Source organism: Streptomyces sp. NPDC058671 (genome assembly GCF_042716475.1).
Lineage (GTDB): Bacteria > Actinomycetota > Actinomycetes > Streptomycetales > Streptomycetaceae > Streptomyces.
Map to the genome: position 1 here is coordinate 132,062 of NZ_JBHXSA010000017.1, position 17,383 is coordinate 149,444.

General features: G+C 72.4%; 16 protein-coding genes and 1 tRNA gene. 10 read left to right on the forward strand and 7 right to left on the reverse strand.

Annotated elements, in window-relative coordinates; all coding sequences use genetic code 11:
* Nucleotides 1–12 precede the first annotated feature (12 nt).
* Nucleotides 13–723, reverse strand: coding sequence for a TioE family transcriptional regulator (locus tag ACFWV2_RS21880; protein ID WP_384406747.1), 711 nt, complete (start codon nt 721–723; stop codon nt 13–15).
* A gap of 72 nt (nt 724–795) precedes the next feature.
* On the opposite strand from ACFWV2_RS21880, the gene ACFWV2_RS21885 reads away from it, so the two are divergent.
* Nucleotides 796–2,019 carry an erythromycin esterase family protein gene (locus ACFWV2_RS21885; RefSeq protein ID WP_384406749.1) on the forward strand — a complete coding sequence of 408 codons (1,224 nt, stop codon included), beginning with the start codon at nt 796–798 and terminating at the stop codon, nt 2,017–2,019.
* A 65-nt stretch (nt 2,020–2,084) separates the two neighbouring features.
* On the opposite strand, the gene ACFWV2_RS21890 is transcribed toward ACFWV2_RS21885, so the two are convergent.
* Complete coding sequence (locus tag ACFWV2_RS21890; RefSeq protein WP_384406751.1) at nt 2,085–2,273, reverse strand: DUF397 domain-containing protein; 189 nt, start codon at nt 2,271–2,273, stop codon at nt 2,085–2,087.
* Nucleotides 2,270–3,130 carry a helix-turn-helix domain-containing protein gene (locus tag ACFWV2_RS21895; RefSeq protein WP_384406753.1) on the reverse strand — a complete coding sequence of 287 codons (861 nt, stop codon included), beginning with the start codon at nt 3,128–3,130 and terminating at the stop codon, nt 2,270–2,272. The genes ACFWV2_RS21890 and ACFWV2_RS21895 overlap by 4 nt, the downstream gene beginning before the upstream one ends.
* A gap of 103 nt (nt 3,131–3,233) precedes the next feature.
* On the opposite strand from ACFWV2_RS21895, the gene ACFWV2_RS21900 reads away from it, so the two are divergent.
* Together ACFWV2_RS21900 and ACFWV2_RS21905 are read left to right on the forward strand one after the other, a co-directional pair.
* Nucleotides 3,234–3,743: an ATP-binding protein gene (locus tag ACFWV2_RS21900; protein ID WP_384406755.1), complete on the forward strand. Its 510-nt coding sequence runs from the start codon at nt 3,234–3,236 to the stop codon at nt 3,741–3,743.
* Nucleotides 3,744–3,774: 31 nt separating this feature from the next.
* Nucleotides 3,775–5,316, forward strand: coding sequence for a glycoside hydrolase family 6 protein (locus ACFWV2_RS21905; protein WP_384406757.1), 1,542 nt, complete (start codon nt 3,775–3,777; stop codon nt 5,314–5,316).
* 180 nt (nt 5,317–5,496) lie between these two features.
* Here ACFWV2_RS21905 and ACFWV2_RS21910 read toward each other — a convergent pair whose 3' ends face one another.
* The 3 genes from ACFWV2_RS21910 to ACFWV2_RS21920 form a co-directional block, all read right to left on the reverse strand.
* The gene (locus tag ACFWV2_RS21910) at nt 5,497–6,414 is read right to left on the reverse strand and encodes a cellulose-binding protein (RefSeq protein ID WP_384406759.1); all 918 of its coding nucleotides are present in this window, start codon (nt 6,412–6,414) and stop codon (nt 5,497–5,499) included.
* 147 nt (nt 6,415–6,561) lie between these two features.
* Complete coding sequence (locus ACFWV2_RS21915) at nt 6,562–9,174, reverse strand: SUKH-4 family immunity protein (RefSeq protein ID WP_384406761.1); 2,613 nt, start codon at nt 9,172–9,174, stop codon at nt 6,562–6,564.
* Between the two features lie 7 nt (nt 9,175–9,181).
* The gene (locus ACFWV2_RS21920; protein WP_384406763.1) at nt 9,182–10,180 is read right to left on the reverse strand and encodes an SMI1/KNR4 family protein; all 999 of its coding nucleotides are present in this window, start codon (nt 10,178–10,180) and stop codon (nt 9,182–9,184) included.
* 267 nt (nt 10,181–10,447) lie between these two features.
* Here ACFWV2_RS21920 and ACFWV2_RS21925 point away from each other — a divergent pair, with 267 nt between their 5' ends.
* Together ACFWV2_RS21925 and ACFWV2_RS21930 are read left to right on the forward strand one after the other, a co-directional pair.
* Entirely contained in the window at nt 10,448–10,960 is a 513-nt protein-coding gene (locus ACFWV2_RS21925) for a YwqJ-related putative deaminase (protein WP_384406765.1), read from the forward strand.
* 10 nt (nt 10,961–10,970) lie between these two features.
* Nucleotides 10,971–11,462: an SUKH-3 domain-containing protein gene (locus ACFWV2_RS21930; protein ID WP_360793358.1), complete on the forward strand. Its 492-nt coding sequence runs from the start codon at nt 10,971–10,973 to the stop codon at nt 11,460–11,462.
* A 132-nt stretch (nt 11,463–11,594) separates the two neighbouring features.
* Here the strand turns inward: ACFWV2_RS21930 and ACFWV2_RS21935 are convergent, their stop codons facing one another.
* The gene (locus ACFWV2_RS21935; protein WP_384406767.1) at nt 11,595–12,884 is read right to left on the reverse strand and encodes a sensor histidine kinase; all 1,290 of its coding nucleotides are present in this window, start codon (nt 12,882–12,884) and stop codon (nt 11,595–11,597) included.
* Nucleotides 12,885–13,018: 134 nt separating this feature from the next.
* On the opposite strand from ACFWV2_RS21935, the gene ACFWV2_RS21940 reads away from it, so the two are divergent.
* The 5 genes from ACFWV2_RS21940 (at nt 13,019) to pth (ending at nt 17,342) form a co-directional block, all read left to right on the forward strand.
* Nucleotides 13,019–13,090, forward strand: a tRNA-Gln gene (locus tag ACFWV2_RS21940).
* A gap of 163 nt (nt 13,091–13,253) precedes the next feature.
* On the forward strand, nt 13,254–14,684 hold the full coding sequence (gene glmU, locus ACFWV2_RS21945; protein ID WP_384406769.1) for a bifunctional UDP-N-acetylglucosamine diphosphorylase/glucosamine-1-phosphate N-acetyltransferase GlmU: 1,431 nt from the start codon (nt 13,254–13,256) through the stop codon (nt 14,682–14,684).
* A 121-nt stretch (nt 14,685–14,805) separates the two neighbouring features.
* Nucleotides 14,806–15,780: a ribose-phosphate diphosphokinase gene (locus ACFWV2_RS21950; RefSeq protein WP_360793352.1), complete on the forward strand. Its 975-nt coding sequence runs from the start codon at nt 14,806–14,808 to the stop codon at nt 15,778–15,780.
* 265 nt (nt 15,781–16,045) lie between these two features.
* Nucleotides 16,046–16,633 carry a 50S ribosomal protein L25/general stress protein Ctc gene (locus ACFWV2_RS21955; RefSeq protein ID WP_384406772.1) on the forward strand — a complete coding sequence of 196 codons (588 nt, stop codon included), beginning with the start codon at nt 16,046–16,048 and terminating at the stop codon, nt 16,631–16,633.
* 109 nt (nt 16,634–16,742) lie between these two features.
* Complete coding sequence (pth, locus tag ACFWV2_RS21960) at nt 16,743–17,342, forward strand: aminoacyl-tRNA hydrolase (RefSeq protein ID WP_384406773.1); 600 nt, start codon at nt 16,743–16,745, stop codon at nt 17,340–17,342.
* Nucleotides 17,343–17,383 lie beyond the last annotated feature (41 nt).

Sequence of the window (17,383 nt, forward strand, 5' to 3'; positions counted from 1 at the left end):
CGTACGGAGGTCTCAGCCCCGCTCGCGCAGGTACGCGTCCAGCTCCGCCGCCCCCGCCAGCATCGCCCTCCCCCGTGCGGCCAGCCGCCCGTGCCAGTCGCCGAGGGCCGCCTCCAGCGGCCCGAGCCCGCCGGCCGCCCGTACCTGCGCGATCAGCGGGGCGATCTGCTCAAGGAGGTGGCCACCCCGTCTGAGCTGGTGGACCAGCCGGGCGTCCCGTACGTCCGCCGCGTCGTACACGCGGTACCCGGTCCGGGGGTCGCGGCGAGGCCGCACGAGCCCGGCGCGTTCCCACTTCCGCAGCGTCGCGGGCCGGATGCCGAGCCTCTCCGCCAGCGGTCCGACGAACGTGTCCCCGGGCTCGGACGCCACGGGGGGTTCCAGGTCCCGGAGGGCGCTCTCCACGGCCAGGAGGGTGCGCCGGTCGTCGAGGAGCTGGGCGTGGCTCTCGTCGACGGCGCGGAACGCGTCGTCGACCGCGCCCTCGTTCACGGCCCGCATGATCGTCGCCGCCGTCCGGTGCCCGTGGCCGGGCACCAGGGCGAGGAACGCGCGCAGGGCCGCCGCGTGCAACAGCGTGTAGGCGCGGTGACCGGCGGGGGTGCGATCGGCGGCCGGGAGGATGCCGGCGTCCTCGTAGTTCCTGACCGCCTGCGTGGACAGACCGTGCCCGCGCGCCAGATCGACCGGCCTCAGCCGAACGCTGCTTTGAAGGTTCCGCACCCTGAAACCCCCGAAACAAGCGGTTGTCGCACCCTAAGTCTCCACCGAAGGTTCAACGATACCGTTGAATCCATGGCCGCTGACATCAAGGACACCACTCATGCCGTCGACGCCGCCTCCGTCATGGGGCTGCTCCCCGTCCGGCCCCGGCTGCTCGCCCTGGGCGAGCCCACCCACGGGGAGGACGAACTCCTCCACCTGCGCAACGACCTCTTCCGGCAGCTCGTCGAGCAGGAGGGCTACCGCACGATCGCGATCGAGAGCGACTGCGTACGCGGCCTGACCGTGGACGACCACGTCACCTCGGGTACGGGCACGCTCGACGAGGTCATGGAGCACGGGTTCAGCCACGACTGGGGCGCCTCCGCCGCCAACCGCGAACTCGTGCGCTGGATGCGTGCTTTCAACGTCCGCGCCGACGAGGACGGCCGCCCCGTGTCGGACCGGCTCCGCTTCGCCGGCTTCGACGGCCCGCTGGAGATCGCCGCCGCCGAAAGCCCCCGCCACACCCTCACCGCACTCCACGCCCACCTCGCGGCCCACGTCGACGCTGAGCTGTTGCCCTGCACCCGGGAGGCCCTCGACCGACTGCTCGGCGCCGACGACCGCTGGACCGAGCCCGACGCGATGATGGACCCGTCCCGGTCCGTGGGACGGTCGGCCGAGGCAGCCGAGTTGAGGCTCCTCGCCGACGAACTGGTCGCCCTGCTCGACACACAGACCCCGCACCTGCTCACTGCGACCTCGCGGGACGACCGGGACCGGGCCCGCCTGTACGGCCGTACCGCCCTCGGCCTGCTGCGCTACCACCACGCGATGGCGGACCCCTCGCCGGCCCGCATGGCGCGGATCCTCGCCGTACGGGACCAGATGATGGCCCACAACCTCCTCGCCGTCGCCGCCCGGGGCCCCGTCCTCGTCCACGCCCACAACTCCCACCTCCAGCGGCCGAAGAGCACGACGCGGATGTGGCAGGGGCCGGTGGAGTGGTGGGGCGCGGGTGCGCTGGTGAGCGCCGAACTGGGCGAGGAGTACGCGTTCCTGGCCACGGCCCTCGGCACGATCCGGCACCGGGGAGTGGACGCGCCGCCGCCGGACACCGTCGAAGGACTCCTGTACGCGCTCCCCGAGGACCGTCACCTCGCCGACGCCCGACGCCTGGCCGCCTCCCTCGGCGACGGGCTCCCCGCCGTCCGCGAGTCCCCGTGGTTCGGCTACGCCTCCTTCGACCCGGCGCACCTGACGGCCGTCGACGGGCTGGTGTTCGTCAAGGACGTCCGGCGGACCGAGGAGTGACGGAAGGAGCCCTGCCGGTCCGGCTCGGACGGGCAGGGCTCCTCCGCGTACAGAGGCGGGCTGTACTACTCCGCCGTGGCGAGCCCGACGAACCCGGCCCACGCGTCCTGCGAGACTCGGAGGCCCGGCCGGGCCACGTCCTTGGAGTCACGGACGTGCACGGCGCCCGCGCGGGTCGCGATCTCGACGCACTGGCCGCCGTCACCACCGCTGTAGCTGCTCTTGAACCAGGCCAGGGACTCCGTGCTGTTCATAGCTCTCCTAGCAACTTCTCGATGAACTTCAGCGACTCTCGCGGCGTGAAAGCCTGTGACCGGATGATCCCATAGCGAGCTGCGGCGAGAACGGCCTGCTTGGGGTCGGTCTCCAGAGTGCTGGTGCCCTGCGCCTCAACGTAGACGAACCTCTTGCCGTCGTCACGGGTGATAAAGGTGAACGGCCCTTCCAGACCGGCGTTGTCCTCACTGGCAAGCGGCATGACCTGAATCTCGACGTTCCGCCGCTGTCCGATGAGAAGAAGCTGTTCCAGCTGCCCGCGCAGCACGTCTCCGCCGCCGACCTTCCGCCGCAGCACCGACTCACACATGACGAAGCTCAGCAGCGGCGCGGGCCTTCGCTCGAAAATCGCCTGCCGAGCCAGCCGGGCGGTCACCCGCTGCTCGATGGTCTCCGCGTCGACCGGCGGGCAGTGGTTGCTCACCAACGCCCGCATGAACTTTTCGGTCTGGAGCAGGCCATTGACCACCAACGTGTCATACGACAGCAGCTCTATCGCCCGCTTCTCCAACTGCGCCATCCCCTGGAAGAACGCCGGGTACTGCGCCTTCTCCAACTGGTCCTTCCAGACGGTCAACAACCCGCCCGCGTCCAGCACCTCGTCCGACCGATCGATCGCGCGCGGCGGCGGGATCCTCCTTCCTTGCTCGAAAGAGGCGATGGTCGACGCCGAGTAGCCCAGCCGCTTGCCGAACTCCTCCCGTTCCATCCCCGCCCGTGTCCGCAACGTCTTCAGGCTCTGCCCGAACGCCGCCACCACGCCCTGCGCGGACTTGTCCGCCGCCTGGGTGCCATCCACCTCGTCGGCCTCAGGCTCCGCCTGCTCTTCCGCCATCGCACCCCGCCTCTCGTACGTGCACCGACACACCACGTACAAGGTCATCGCGTCGGTGCGTCACCACTGGTCACGCTACGCCACCAAGAGGACCTTGGGAGGCATGACGAGCAACAACCACAGCCCCACCGGCACCAGCCAACTCAGCGGCATCTCGCCTTACTGGGGCGGCCGGGCCTTCGCCCTGCGGTTCACGTCGACCGCTCGGGGCGCGCGGCTCGCGCGGCGGCTCGTCGCGGTGCGGCTGGACGAGTGGGGTGTCCCGTACGGGAGCGAGGCGCACGAGGCCGTCGTCCTGGTCGCCGCCGAGCTGACGGCGAACGCGGTGCGGCACGGGCATGTGCCGGGACGGGACTTCCACCTGTTGCTGCGGGTCGCGGACGGGCCCCGTGGCGTCACACGGGTCGAGGTGAGCGACACCCGCGCCGAGCGCGTACCGCCCCGGCCCGGTCGGCTCACCGGTCCCGGGAGGGAACTGACGGACGGAGGACGGGGGTTGCTGCTCGTCGAGTCGCTGGCGGACCGTTGGGGCTGGTGCCCGAGGCCGGGGGCGCCGGGAAAGACGGTGTGGGCGGAGTGGGACCCTTTCACGAAAGCCGAGTTCGCCCCTTGACCACGGCCCCGAACATTGGACACCACGACAGATGAGAACCACACCCCTGCTGTACGCGGGCGTCGCGATACCCCTGCTGGCCGCATCCCTGGCGCTGCCGGCCTCCACCGCGCTTGCGGCGCCCGAGGCGCCCGCCCCGCTGCTGTACGGCGAACTCGCCCCGGAGGGCGCGTTCACCACCGTGCCGCCGGCCGGCACCTGGTGGTCGTCCACGGGGAGCGCTCCCGACTACACGGGTGGCGCCCTCAAGGCCTCCGTGAAGGCCGGAACGGTCAACCGGTGGGACGCGCAGGTGGGGCGCAACGGCGTCGCGTTGCGCGCGGGGGCGCTCTACACGCTGTCCTTCGACGCCCGTTCCTCGGTCGCGGCCTCCTTCCGGGCGACCGTGCAGCGGTCCAGCGGCGCGTACGAGGCGCCCCTCGCGCAGGACGTCACCCTGGACCCCGTGAGCAAGCGGTACCAGTGGACCTTCCGTTCCACGATCGACACGGCGGCCGGTGCGGGCGCCCAGATCACGTTCCAGCTCGGCGGGCAGAAGGCCGCCACGGACTTCACCTTCGACAACGTCTCGCTGACGACGTCGACGGCACGCGAGGGTTTCTTCGTCGACCCCGGCTCCAACGCGCGCACGTGGGTGGATGCCCACTCCGAACCCCACCCGGTCGACGGCCGTGCCGCCAAGATCCGCAGCCAGATCGCCGACCGGACCACGGTCAAGTGGTTCGGCGGCTGGAACACCGACGTGCAGACGGACGTCGACAGCTACATCGACAAGGCCACGGCCGCAGGTCAGCTGCCGACGCTCGTCGCCTACAACATCCCCGGCCGTGACTGCGGCGGCGCCTCCGGTGGCGGCGCGGCCGACGCCGAGGCGTACAAGAAGTGGATGGACGGCTTCGTCGCGGGCATCGCCGGGCGCCCGGCGCTCGTCGTCCTGGAGCCGGACGCGGTGGCCCAGGCCGACGTGGAGGGCAACTGCCTGACGCCGGAGAAGCGGGAGGCACGCTTCGACATGCTCTGGTACGCCAACCAGCACCTCGACGCGCAGGGCCCGTACGTGAAGACGTACATCGACGCGGGCAACGCGACCTGGACGCTCGGCGCTCGCCGTGAGGACAACCCGGCGGACAAGGGGATCGGCCTGAGCGACATGGCCGACATGCTGGGCCGCTCCGGGATCTACCTCGCCGACGGCGTCGCGGTGAACGTGGCCAACTACCACTCCACCGACATCTCCAACGACTACGGCCGCCGACTGGCCGTACGGGTCAAGGAGCGGCTGGGCGTCGACACGACCTGGGTCGTGGACACCTCCCGCAACGGCAACGGCGCCTACAAGATCCCCGGCGACGCGACCAGCGGACAGGTCGGCTTCTGCAACCCGCCGCTGCGCAAGCTGGGCTCGGCGTCCCGGGTCGGCGAGGGCGGTGCCGCGTACTACCTGTGGATCAAGAACCCCGGCGACTCGGACGGCCGACACGCGGACGACGAGCGCTGCTCGGCGGAGGGCCCGCAGTACAAGGCGGGTGCTTTCTCACCGGAGTTCGCGGTACGGCTCATCGACGGCAGCTGAGACCGAAGCCGGTCCCTCTCGGGGGCGGCGCCGGGTCCCGGCCTGCCCCCTCCGGGTCTCCCCCGGCTCTCCCCCGGCTCCGGCTCCGGCTGCGGCTCCGGGTCCCGTCAGGAGCCGGGGGCGGGGTCCGGGGCCGGGTCTGGGCCCCGGGTCCCGTCAGGAACCCGGGGTCGGGTCCCGTCAGGAGCCGGGGGTCGGGTCCGGCTTCGTGTCCGGGTCCGGCTTCGTGTCCGGGTCCGGGCCCGTCACCCTCCCCGTCAGCGCCGCCAGCGCGTTGCGGATGTGCTCCATGTGCGCGTGGATCTCGTCCCGCGCCTCCTCGTGCTCGCGCAGCACCCGTTCCGTCTCGCGCTCGGTCCGTTCCGCCTTCAGGCGCGCCCCGGCGAGCAGCTCGCCCGCTCGCGCCTCCGCGTCCTCCTGGCCGTGCCGGGCCTCCTCCTCCGTCTTCGCGAGCAGTCTCCGCGCCTCCGCCAGCCCGCCCTCCGCGTGGGCGATCAGCTCCTCGTGGCGGGCGTGCAGGTCGGCCGCCTCGCCCGCCGCCACGCGCTCGGCCTCGTCCCGTACCGCCTGCTGGTCCGCGCGCTGCTTCGCCAGGAGTTCCGCCGTGCGCCGCTCGGTGTCCTCGAAGACCTCCCGCGCCGCGCCCAGCAGCTCGTCCGCCTCGCGGGTCGCGTTCGCCGTGAGCTCCTCGGCCCGTGCGCGGGCCGCCTCCAGGGTCGCGCGGGCCGCCGCCTCGGCCGCCGCCCGGACGCCCTCCGCGTACGTCCGCGCCGCCTCCGCCGCCCGGCGGGCCGCCGTCTCCGCCGCTTCCGCGAGGGCCTGCGCCTCCGCCTCGGCCGTCCGTACGAGCGTCTCGTCCTCCAGCTCGGCGAGCTCCAGGATCTTCTGCGCCCGGTCGCCGAGGGACTCGTACCGCTGCGGCGGGAGCGCCTCGACGGCCTCGCGCAGCCGGACGGCCTCGGTCTCCATCTCCTTCACGAGGACGGTGAGCCGCGCTGCCCGCTCCCACGCCCTGTCGCGGTCCTCGGCGAGTGCGGCCAGATGACGGTCGACCTGCTCGGGCCGGTAGCCGCGCCCTCGTCCGACGGTGAAACTCATCCTTGACGCCCCTTCCGTGTGACCCGAACGTCCAGGATGCTGCATCAGAACGGACAAAAGGCGCCCAACGTGCACACACGTCAAGCGCCCTTCATCACATTCCGCTCAGCGCATTCTGTCCAGCGGCGTCAGCGGGAAACCCGGCCCCTACAGGAGGCCGTCCCACATCTGTTCGAGCAGCACCGACCACCAGGTGTCCGGCGACGCCAGCGCCGCCGGGTCGAGCATCAGCAGCTGCGCCTGGAAGTCGACCGTCCAGCGGCCCGCCTGCTCCGGGTTCAGCCCGAACCTCAGCCGCCACATCCGACCGAGCAGCGCCATCGAACGGGTGAACTCGGGCAGCCCCGTGTTGACGAACTGCGGCGGCACCGCCTGCCCGCCGGGACCGGCCTCCACCGGCACCGCCACGATGTGCGCGGTCCCGTACTGGACGCACAGCGCCCGCCCGAAGTCCGAACCGAGCACCAGGTACGAACTGGCGTCCGGCGCGGCCTGGACCTGCCGCTGCGCCGCCAGCTCGGCCAGTGTCGGCACCACCGGCACGGCCGGCTGCGCCCAGAAGAACGGCCCGAAGTCCGCCGGAAGCCCCGCCCACACCAGCGTGCGCGCCACCAGCTCGGGCACCCCCTGACGGGACACCGCGCGCTGGTCGAAGCGGAGGACGCCGGGACCGAACGCCCCGGCCAGCTCCTGCGCGATCGCCTCCGGCGGAACCGGCGGCGCGGGCTGTGCCGGCGGCAGCGGCGCCCGCACCGGGGCGGGGCGCGCGGGACCGTCCGCGACCTGGTGCAACTCGCCCTGGTGCGTCAGGAGTTGACGCATGCCCTGCTGACGGCCCGTGTGATCACGGCCGTACGGGGCGATGCTGGTGATCCGCGCCTGCGGCCAGGTCTCCCGGATCATCCGCGCGCAGTAGCCGCCCGGCAGCTCACAGGACTCCAGCTCCGTGTGCAGCTCGAGGACCTGCTGCGGCGGCACGTTCATCGCCCGCAGCTCGTGCAGGATCTGCCACTCCGGATGCGGGGTGCCCGGCGCCGAACGCCGGATGATCTGCGCCTCGGAACCGTCCGGCGCGCGATAGCGCAGCACCGCCTGGTAGCCGGGGCCGACCGTCGGCTGACCCGCCGGCTGCGGATAGCCGTACGCCGGGGGTACGGGCATGGGCGGCGGCGTGTGCCCGCCGTGCAGCGGCGGCGGCGGAGCCGGAGGCCCCGGAGGCTGCGGCGCCGAAGGGCCACCGGGCCCCGGATGCGCGAGCATCGTCGCGGCGTGCGCGACCCCGCCCGCGGGCGTACCGGGCACGCCCGGCGGCGGCGGGGGCGGCGGAGGCGCGCCGGGCCCGCTCTGGCCCGGGTGCGCGAGCATCGTCGCGGCGTGGTGCACCGGCTGCGGCGGCGTCGGCGGACCGGGCGGCGCAGGAGCGGGCGGCGGACCGGGCGGGCCCGGCCGGGCGGGCGGCGCGGGCGGCTGGATCCCGTCGGGCCCGAGCTGCGACACCAGTTGCGTGGGGATGTACGCACCGGCACCCGACGAGGCTCCCGGCACCCCCGGGGCGCCCGGCGGCGGCGGAGGCGTCGACGGGCCGCGCCCGGCCTTCGGCGGCAGCGTGGCCTTGCTGGTCGCGGCGTCCGCGATGTCCCCGGCACCCGGTACGGGAGGCGCGGGCGGCGGCGTTCCCGGACCGGCCTGCGGCGGCAGCGGCGAAGGACCCGGCACGGGAGGCGCGGGCGGGCCGGGCGGGGCCGGGCGGACACCGGCCGGCGGCGGTGCGGCCGGGTCGAGCCGGGGCGCCACGGCGGTCGGGGGCAGCGCACTGCCGCCGTGCATGAGCGCGGTCGGCGCGTCGGCGCCGACCTGCGGCGGCGGGGCGTCCTCGTCGTCCGCCCCCGACAAGGGCGGCGCGAAGACGGTCGCGGGCAGCGGCACCGCCCCGTCCACTCCACCGGAACTCGCGTTGGCGTCGACCCACGGGCCGCCCACCGGCGCGACCGGGGGCAGGGGCGCGGCGGGCACGGCCGCCGGTGTCTCCGCCGGGACCCCGTCCATCGCCGTCGGCTCGTACGCGACGGCCCCCGAGGCCGCGGACGGCGACGGAGACGGCGAGCCAGACGCGGACGCGTCCGCGGACGGAGACGGTGAGCCAGGCGCGGACGAGCCCGCCACCGACGACGACGACGAGCCTGGCGCGGACGAATCCGCCGACGGCGACGCCGGGGACGTGGACGAGCCCGCCCCCGCCTCCTGCGACAACACCGACGACCCCGACGAGGGGAAACCCGACGACGCCACCGAAGCCGAAGGCCCCGCCGCGCCCACCGGGTCCGACACGTCGTCCGCCGGCACCGAAGAACTCCCGGTCTCCTGCGACACGTTCGGCTGCTTCGGCAGTCCGATCCGGTCCGCCGCGTCCTGCAGCCACTCCGGCGGACTCAGCAGGAACGACGTCTGGTTCAGATCGATCCGCGCCGCAGGCACCGCCGCCTGGGCCGGAACCTCGTCCGCCGCCCCGTACTCCTCCTCGTAGCGCCGGATCACCTCACCCACCGGCAGCCCCGGCCACAGCGTCGCCTCACCGCTGTCCCGGGCGATCACGAGCCGCTGACGCCCGCCGTCCGACGTCGGCCCGCCCTCGCGGTCCTCCGCCCACACCACGAAACCCAGCTCGAACTCCCGGACCCGCACCTCACGGTGCTGGTACGACGGCAGCTCGCCGTTGATCCACTCCTCGGCGCGCTCCTGCGCCTGCGCGAAGGTCACCACAGCCCACTCACTCCCCCACCGGGACGACGGGCACCGCACGCGCGAAGCCACCGTCCACCATCAGGTTCGCCACCGTCTCCAGCTCCGGCGGATTGCCCGCGAGCCGCTGCAGAAACGCGTCGAAGTCCGCACCACAGGGCAGCAGCAGCCGCTCCACCCGCTCGCCCACCGTCCAGCCCGCCGCCACCTCGCCGGAGTCCCGGGCGTCGTCGTACGCGCAGAACCACACCGAACCGACCCCCTCACCCCGCACCTTCAGCGCGATCAGACCGCCCTGGACGAAGGCCACGCCCAGATAGTCCTTGGTCAGATGGTCTCGAAGACACTTGTTGACGTAGACGAGGTCGTTGACCCCCGCCTCCTCCCGCACCGTGAAGAACGGCTGGTCGACCAGGAGCCCCAGCTCCGCGTCGAGCGCCGCACCCACCGGTGCGCAGCCGCCCGCCGCCTTCAGGAACGAGCGGTACGCACCGGGCAGCCGGTAACCGAGGTCCTCCTCGACGCCCTGGAGCTGCTGCTCCGACACCGACACCAGACGCTTCGGCAGCCCGAAGTGCGCCGGCCGGGTCTCCTGCAGCGGCCGCGTGCCCCGCTTCGCATGGTCCACGGCGGCCGTCGCCACCCCGCCGTGATGCCGCAGCAGGGCCTTCACCTCGACCGGGACCAGCTCCATCCGGCGACTGCGCGCCACGTGGTGCCACGTCCAGCCGTGCGGCGTCGCCACCGCCGGGATCGTGTCCCACAGCTCATGGCCGGTCGCCGCCATCGCCGCGTTCGCCGACACGTAGTCCGTGAGCCGCAGCTCGTCCACCCCGAAACCCTCCGGGGGGTCGGCGATCTCCGCCGCCGCACGCGCGTACGGCGAGAAGTCCGGGTGACCGTACTCGTCCACCCGCACCCCTCTCGGGTGACGGGAGGCGCGGACCGGATCCGGGAAGTGCACGACCTGCCCGGCGTAGGCCGCGTTCGGTGGCGCGGTGTCCTGCCCGAGCCGACCTGTCGTCATGGCGGTTGCCCCCTGCACTGGCGTCGCTGCCTGCTACTACCCGCAGCCGCTGGCTGCTGCTGACTGATGCCGCACAGCCTATGCGCTGCCACAAGAGCCCGAACCGGCCCGATCCGACGGTCACGACGTGTCACGACGCCATGACAGGTGCACCATGATTCCGACACACCGAAGCCACGTTTCGCCGCCCCAGCTTCCCCATATGGCTCCCTATTTGGCAGGCTGTCCACGCAACTCGGGGGATTGCAGGAGGGGAAGACCAGCACCATGCACGCAGCACCGACACCCACACAGGGTGACCCACGCCTCAACTGGAGCAGCAGCGCGGACGCCACCCGTGCGCCCTTACTGCTGCACCGCCGCGACGGGATCCTCCCCACCGTCGGGGCCGCGCTCTCCGTACGCGGCGAGACCCTCACGTGCACGGCCGGCCGAGGCGACCGGCCGCCCGTCCTGCACGCCCTCGTCCAGGACTTCCTGGACACCCTCACCAGCAGCCAGCGGGAGCGCTTCACCGGCCGCTGCCCCGAGGCGATCCTGCTCTCCCGCCACCTCACCGCCACCGAGAACGGGCGCTCCAAGCGGGCCCAGCGCAAACCGCTCACCCACGGCGAGGCCCGCCGCTCCCTCAAACACGCCAAGCTCACCGCGCGGCGCATCCGCGAGGACGGCGACCCGCTGCACGGAAGCTACGCCGCCCCCTGCCGCTCCTGTACGGCGATGCTCGCCCACTTCGGCGTCCGCACCGTCGACCCCACCACGCCTGTCGAGAACGGCTGACCGCACACCCATGCCCGACCACCTCAGCACCACGCGCTTCCCCGTCAACGTCGACGCCGCCCTCCGCGAGGCCGGCTGGCAGCCCGGCCGCTGGGACATCAAGCTCGCCGAGGAGTGGGCCGACGCCCTCCGCGGCCACGTCTCCCCCGCCGGCCACCGGCACAGCGTCTTCCCCGCCGTCGTCGAGGCCTGGGCGGAGTTCGGCGGCCTGCGGATCACCGCGCCCGGACACGGCCGGCAGATAGCGCCCGCCGCCGTACGCTTCGACCCCCTCGCCGGACTCCACCTCTCCCGCACCCTCGCCGACCTCGGCCGCGCCCTGGACACGGAACTCGCCCCGCTCGGCGAGGAGGGCGACCACCAGGCGATCCTCGCCATGGACATGGAAGGCCGGGTCTACAGCCTCGACCACGCGGGCGACTGGTACCTCGGCAAGGACATCGACGCGGCACTCTCGACCCTGGTCACGGGCGCCCAACCCCCCCGCCTGACGACCGGCTGACCACCCGAACCGCACGACCGCGTCCCGGACGGACGAGAACACGACCACCCCGGCCGGACCGAGCCCCGGCGCGCGACGACCGGCCCGCCGGACCAGCCCCCGACGGGCAGGCAGCACGACCGGCCCGCCGGACTAACCCCCGACGGGCAGCACCGCCGACACCTTGAAGCCGCCCGCCTCCGTCGCCCCCGACACGAACACGCCCCCGAGCCGCGACACCCGCTCCCGCATCCCCACGAGCCCGTTCCCGCCGCTCGGCAGCCGTACGTCCGCGACACCGGCGTCCGAAGGACACGGGCCGTTCTCCACCTGCATGGCGATCTCGGCCTCCCGGTGCGCCAGACGGACCACGACCTTCGCACCCGCCGCGTGCTTGTGGACGTTGGTCAGCGCCTCCTGCACCACCCGGTACGCCGTCCGCTCCACCTCCGGCGGATACGCCCGCACCTCCCCGAGCACCACGAACTCCACCGTCGCCCCCGCCATCCGCGACTGCTCGCACAGCGCCTCCAGAGCGTCCAGGCACGGCCCGTCCCCCTCGGCCGCCGCCTCGGCCGCGGCGGCGGCGGCCCGCCCGACGGCGGCCAACGGCACCACGGCAGGGGCAGCCGGAGCGGCGCCCTCCCGCAGTACTCCCAGCATCTCCCGCAGCTCGGTCAACGCCTGGCGTCCCATGTCCCCCACGAGCGCCGCGTTCTTCACGGCCTTCTGCGGATCCTTCAACGCCACCGCCTGCAACGCCGCCGCGTGCACCACCATCAGCGACACCCGGTGCGCCACCACGTCGTGCATCTCCCGCGCGATCCGCGTCCGCTCCTCCTGCCGCGCCCACTGCGCCCGCTGCTCCGCCCGGTCCGCGAGCAGCGACAGTTCCTGCTCCAGGCTGTCGGCCCGCTCCCGGAGACTCTCCATGAGCCGGCGGCGGGCCCCTGTGTAGAGGCCGAGGAGCACGGGCGGGGCGTTGAGGCCGAGGGTCATGAAGAGCGAGACGACCGGCACGTACCAGCCACTCGGCTCCATGTCCTGCCGCAGCCGGACCCCGGTCACGACGAACACGGCGACCGTCGACATCCCGGCCAGTACGGCGGTGATCCGGCGGGGCACCTCGGAGGCGGCGAGCGTGTACAGCCCGACGATCCCCATGAGGAAGCCCATCTCGGCGGGCGCGACGGCGATGGAGACGAGGACGACGCCGACGGGCCACCGGCGCCGCACGAGCAGCACGGACCCGACGACCAGCCCGAACAGCACCCCCACGGGCACGGGCAGCGCGGCCTCCTCGGCGAACGCCACGCCCTCGACCGCGCACTCCAGCGCGGACACGGCCGCGAGCCCCCCGTCGAGGACGACGCTCCTGCGTCTCCCCCACCACCACCAGCCCCCGACGCCCCCGGCGCCCCGCTCCGCCCCCGTTGTGGTCATGCCACCACCCTAAAGCCGAGCCGCGACGACGACGGAGCGGCGCTGTACCGTCGCGTGGAAGGTGCCTGGTACGGCATAGTGGAGGCCGCCGGGGCACACGACTGACAACATGTCCGCATTAGCCCTAAACGCCATCCCCTGTGGTGTAATTGGCAGCACTGAGGCTTTTGGTGCCTTATGTCCGGGTTCGAGTCCTGGCGGGGGAGCTTCTTCATCCGGGTCCTGACCATCACGGTCAGGACCCGCGCTCATGTCCGGCCCCCGGCCCCCCGGTATCCTTCGTGCGTCCACCACCCAAAGCCGAAGGGCATTCCCGTGAGCGCCAATCTCCCCCAAGTTCTCGGCTTCGCTCGAACAGGGGGGACCCCCTTGGCAGCCGTCGTCGTCCTCGCGGCGGGCGAGGGCACCCGCATGAAGTCGAAGACCCCCAAGGTCCTGCACGAGATCGCCGGGCGGTCGCTCGTCGGGCATGTCGTGTCCGCCGCCCGGGAGTTGGAGCCCGAGCACCTCGTCGTGGTCGTCGGGCACGCCCGGGAGCAGGTGAAGGGGCACCTGGACGAGCTGTACGCCGGGACCCGCACCGCCGTCCAGGAGGAGCAGAACGGCACCGGACACGCGGTGCGGATGGCCCTGGAGGAGCTCGGGGGGGCGCCCGAGGGGACCGTGGTCGTGGTCTGCGGTGACACTCCGCTGCTGTCCGGGGAGACCCTGCGGGCGCTGGCGGACACCCACGCGGCCGACGGCAACGCGGTCACCGTGCTGAGCGCCGAGGTTCCGGACTCGACCGGCTACGGCCGGATCGTGCGGGACGCGTCCGGCGCCGTGACGGAGATCGTCGAGCACAAGGACGCCTCCGCCGAGCAGCTCGCGATCCGCGAGATCAACTCCGGCGTGTTCGCGTTCGACGGGCAGCTGCTCGCGGACGCTCTCGGCAAGGTGCGGACGGACAACAGCCAGGGCGAGGAGTACCTCACCGACGTGCTGTCGATCCTGCGCGAGGCCGGCCACCGGGTCGGCGCGTCGGTCGCGGGTGACCACCGCGAGATCCTCGGGATCAACAACCGGGTGCAGCTCGCGGAGGCCCGTTCCCTGCTGAACCGGCGGCTGGTCGAGCGCGCCATGCTGGCCGGTGTGACCGTCGTCGACCCCGCGTCGGTGTTCGTCGACGTGACCGTGACCTTCGAGCCGGACGCGGTGATCCTGCCGGGTACGCAGCTGCTGGGTGCCACGCACATCGGCGAGGACGCCGAGGTCGGGCCGAACACACGCCTGAAGGACACCACCGTCGGCCGGGGCGCCCGGGTGGACAACACGGTGGCGGACTCGGCCGTCATCGGTGCCGGCGCCTCCGTGGGGCCCTACGCGTACCTGCGTCCGGGCACGAACCTGGGCGCGAGGTCCAAGGCCGGTTCGTACGTCGAGATGAAGAACGCGACGGTCGGCGAGGGCACCAAGGTCCCGCACCTGTCGTACGTGGGCGACGCCACGATCGGCGAGTACACGAACATCGGCGCGGCCAGCGTCTTCGTGAACTACGACGGCGAGACGAAGCACCACACCACGATCGGCTCGCACTGCCGGACCGGCTCGGACAACATGTTTGTGGCTCCCATCACGATCGGGGACGGGGCCTACACCGCGGCCGGGTCCGTGATCACGAAGGACGTGCCGGCCGGGTCGCTCGCCGTCGCCCGGGGCCAGCAGCGGAATATCGAGGGCTGGGTGGCTCGGAAGCGGCCCGGCAGCGCTGCCGCGCAGGCCGCTCAGGCCGCGGCCGAGGACTCCGCCGGCGAAAGCTGACCGGAAACGGGTGCGTCGAACTCGGCGTACCGTGATACGTGCACACAAATTCGGCTGGCTCGCACACGCGCACGACAGCTCGTGGAACGCGACCAGACAACACGTCTGAGGAGACAGTGCTGTGACCGGGATCAAGACGACCGGCGAGAAGAAGCTGATGCTCTTCTCCGGCCGCGCCCACCCCGAGCTGGCCGAGGAGGTCGCGCACCAGCTGGGTGTCGGCCTCGTTCCCACCAAGGCGTTCGACTTCGCCAACGGTGAGATCTACGTCCGCTTCCAGGAGTCGGCCCGCGGTGCGGACTGCTTCCTGATCCAGAGCCACACGGCTCCGATCAACAAGTGGATCATGGAGCAGTTGATCATGGTCGATGCCCTGAAGCGGGCTTCGGCCCGGAGCATCACGGTGATCATCCCCTCGTACGGCTACGCCCGTCAGGACAAGAAGCACCGCGGCCGCGAGCCGATCTCGGCGCGTCTGGTGGCGGACCTGCTGGAGACGGCGGGCGCGGACCGGATCCTGACCGTGGACCTGCACACGGACCAGATCCAGGGCTTCTTCGACGGCCCGGTGGACCACCTGTCGGCGCTGCCGGTGCTCGCGGACTACGTGGGTGCGAAGGTCGACCGGGCGAAGCTGACGATCGTCTCCCCGGACGCGGGCCGCGTGCGGGTCGCCGACCGCTGGTGCGACCGTCTGGACGCTCCCCTCGCGATCGTGCACAAGCGTCGCGACAAGGACGTCGCCAACCAGGTGACCGTGCACGAGGTCGTCGGTGACGTGAAGGGCCGTGTCTGTGTCCTGGTGGACGACATGGTCGACACGGGCGGCACCATCTGCGCCGCGGCGGACGCGCTGTTCGCGCACGGCGCGGAGGACGTCATCGTCACGGCCACGCACGGCATCCTGTCGGGCCCGGCCGCGGACCGGCTGAAGAACTCGAAGGTGAGCGAGTTCGTGTTCACGGACACGCTGCCGGTGCCGGGCGGGCTCGAACTCGACAAGATCACGGTGCTGTCGATCGCGCCGACGATCGCGCGCGCGGTGCGCGAGGTGTTCGAGGACGGCTCGGTGACGAGCCTCTTCGAGGAGCACTGAGCCGAGGAGCACCGACTCCCCCGGCAGTGCGCGTGAGGGCCGTTTCCCCGTTCGGGGGAGCGGCCCTCCGCCGCGTTTCGGTGATCGAATTGGGTGGTAGGGGGGACGGCCGGTAGACTGCCGAAGTTGCTCGGCGAGGGAGGCCGTACCCGTACGGACGTACAGGGTCACGGCGGTCCGTTATCGACGCGCTCTTCGTAGCAGGCCATCGCCAGTCGTGGCCGGGTGACCACCTTTTTCGTCACCTTCCTACGAGGAGCGCACCATGTCCGAGATCAAGCTCGCCGCTGCCGTCCGTACCGAGTTCGGCAAGGGCGCCGCCCGTGCGGTCCGCCGCGACGGCCGCGTCCCCGCCGTCGTCTACGGCCACGGTGCCGAGCCGGCGCACGTGACCCTTCCGGCCCACGACCTCGCCCTGGCGCTGCGTACGCCGAACGTCCTGCTCGCCCTGGACGTCGACGGCAAGTCCGAGCTCGCGATCCCGAAGGCCGTCCAGCGTGACGCCATCAAGGGCTTCCTCGTCCACGTCGACCTGCTCCTCGTGCGTCGTGGCGAGAAGGTCACGGTCGAGGTCGTCGTGGAGACCGAGGGCGACCTGGCCCCGGGCAGCTTCCTGGTCGAGAACGTGCTGAACACGCTCTCCGTCGAGACCGAGGCCACGCACATCCCGACCTCGGTCACCGTCTCCATCGAGGGCCTGGAGGCCGGTAACTCCATCCTCGCCAAGGACATCGAGCTGCCCTCCGGCACCACCCTGGTGACCGACCCCGACGCCGTCGTCATCCAGATCCTGGCCGCCCAGGCCGAGGAGCCGGCCGCCGAGGGCACCGAGACCGAGGGTGCCGAGGCCTGAGCCTTCGGCTCTGCCTGACAGGCTTCTGCCTGGCGTGACGGGGTGACGGGCCGTACGGCCCGTCACCCCGTTTCTCTTGTACGGACGGATACGAGGAGATCTGAGTCACATGACGGACGACGACGTGAACGCCCCCTGGCTGATCGTCGGCCTCGGCAACCCGGGACCGGAGTACGCGGCCAACCGCCACAACATCGGCTTCATGGTGGTGGACCTGCTCGCCGACCGGATGCGCGGCTCGTTCAAGCGGGCGCAGAAGGCGCAGGCGCAGGTCGTGGAGGGCCGGATGGGTCCTCCCGGGCCGGACAGCCGCCGGGTGGTCCTCGTGAAGCCGATGTCGTACATGAACCTGTCGGGCGGTCCGGTGACGGCGCTGCGCGACTTCTACAAGGTGCCGACGGCGCGTGTGGTGGCGGTCCATGACGAGCTGGACGTCGACTACGGGGTGCTGCGGCTGAAGATCGGCGGCGGCGACAACGGGCACAACGGTCTGAAGTCGATGACGAAGGCCATGGGCGCCGAGTACCACCGGGTGCGGTGCGGGATCGGGCGTCCGCCGGGCCGGATGCAGGTCGCGGACTTCGTCCTGAAGGACTTCTCGTCGGCGGAGCGCAAGGATCTCGACTGGTTCGTGGACCGGGCGGCGGACTCGGTGGAGTGCCTGGTGGCGGAGGGCCTGGAACGGGCCCAGTCGGCGTACAACGCGTAGGGCCCCCGGCCCCGGGCCCGTACGACTGTACGATCGCGGGT

Coding starts and splice junctions, on each gene's coding strand:
- ACFWV2_RS21885 (WP_384406749.1), top strand. CDS start 796: ATGGCCGCTGACATCAAGGACACCACTCATGCCGTCGACGCCGCCTCC.
- ACFWV2_RS21890 (WP_384406751.1), bottom strand. CDS start 2,273: ATGAACAGCACGGAGTCCCTGGCCTGGTTCAAGAGCAGCTACAGCGGT.
- ACFWV2_RS21895 (WP_384406753.1), bottom strand. CDS start 3,130: ATGGCGGAAGAGCAGGCGGAGCCTGAGGCCGACGAGGTGGATGGCACC.
- ACFWV2_RS21900 (WP_384406755.1), top strand. CDS start 3,234: ATGACGAGCAACAACCACAGCCCCACCGGCACCAGCCAACTCAGCGGC.
- ACFWV2_RS21905 (WP_384406757.1), top strand. CDS start 3,775: ATGAGAACCACACCCCTGCTGTACGCGGGCGTCGCGATACCCCTGCTG.
- ACFWV2_RS21910 (WP_384406759.1), bottom strand. CDS start 6,414: ATGAGTTTCACCGTCGGACGAGGGCGCGGCTACCGGCCCGAGCAGGTC.
- ACFWV2_RS21920 (WP_384406763.1), bottom strand. CDS start 10,180: ATGACGACAGGTCGGCTCGGGCAGGACACCGCGCCACCGAACGCGGCC.
- ACFWV2_RS21925 (WP_384406765.1), top strand. CDS start 10,448: ATGCACGCAGCACCGACACCCACACAGGGTGACCCACGCCTCAACTGG.
- ACFWV2_RS21930 (WP_360793358.1), top strand. CDS start 10,971: ATGCCCGACCACCTCAGCACCACGCGCTTCCCCGTCAACGTCGACGCC.
- ACFWV2_RS21935 (WP_384406767.1), bottom strand. CDS start 12,884: ATGACCACAACGGGGGCGGAGCGGGGCGCCGGGGGCGTCGGGGGCTGG.
- ACFWV2_RS21955 (WP_384406772.1), top strand. CDS start 16,046: ATGTCCGAGATCAAGCTCGCCGCTGCCGTCCGTACCGAGTTCGGCAAG.
- pth (WP_384406773.1), top strand. CDS start 16,743: ATGACGGACGACGACGTGAACGCCCCCTGGCTGATCGTCGGCCTCGGC.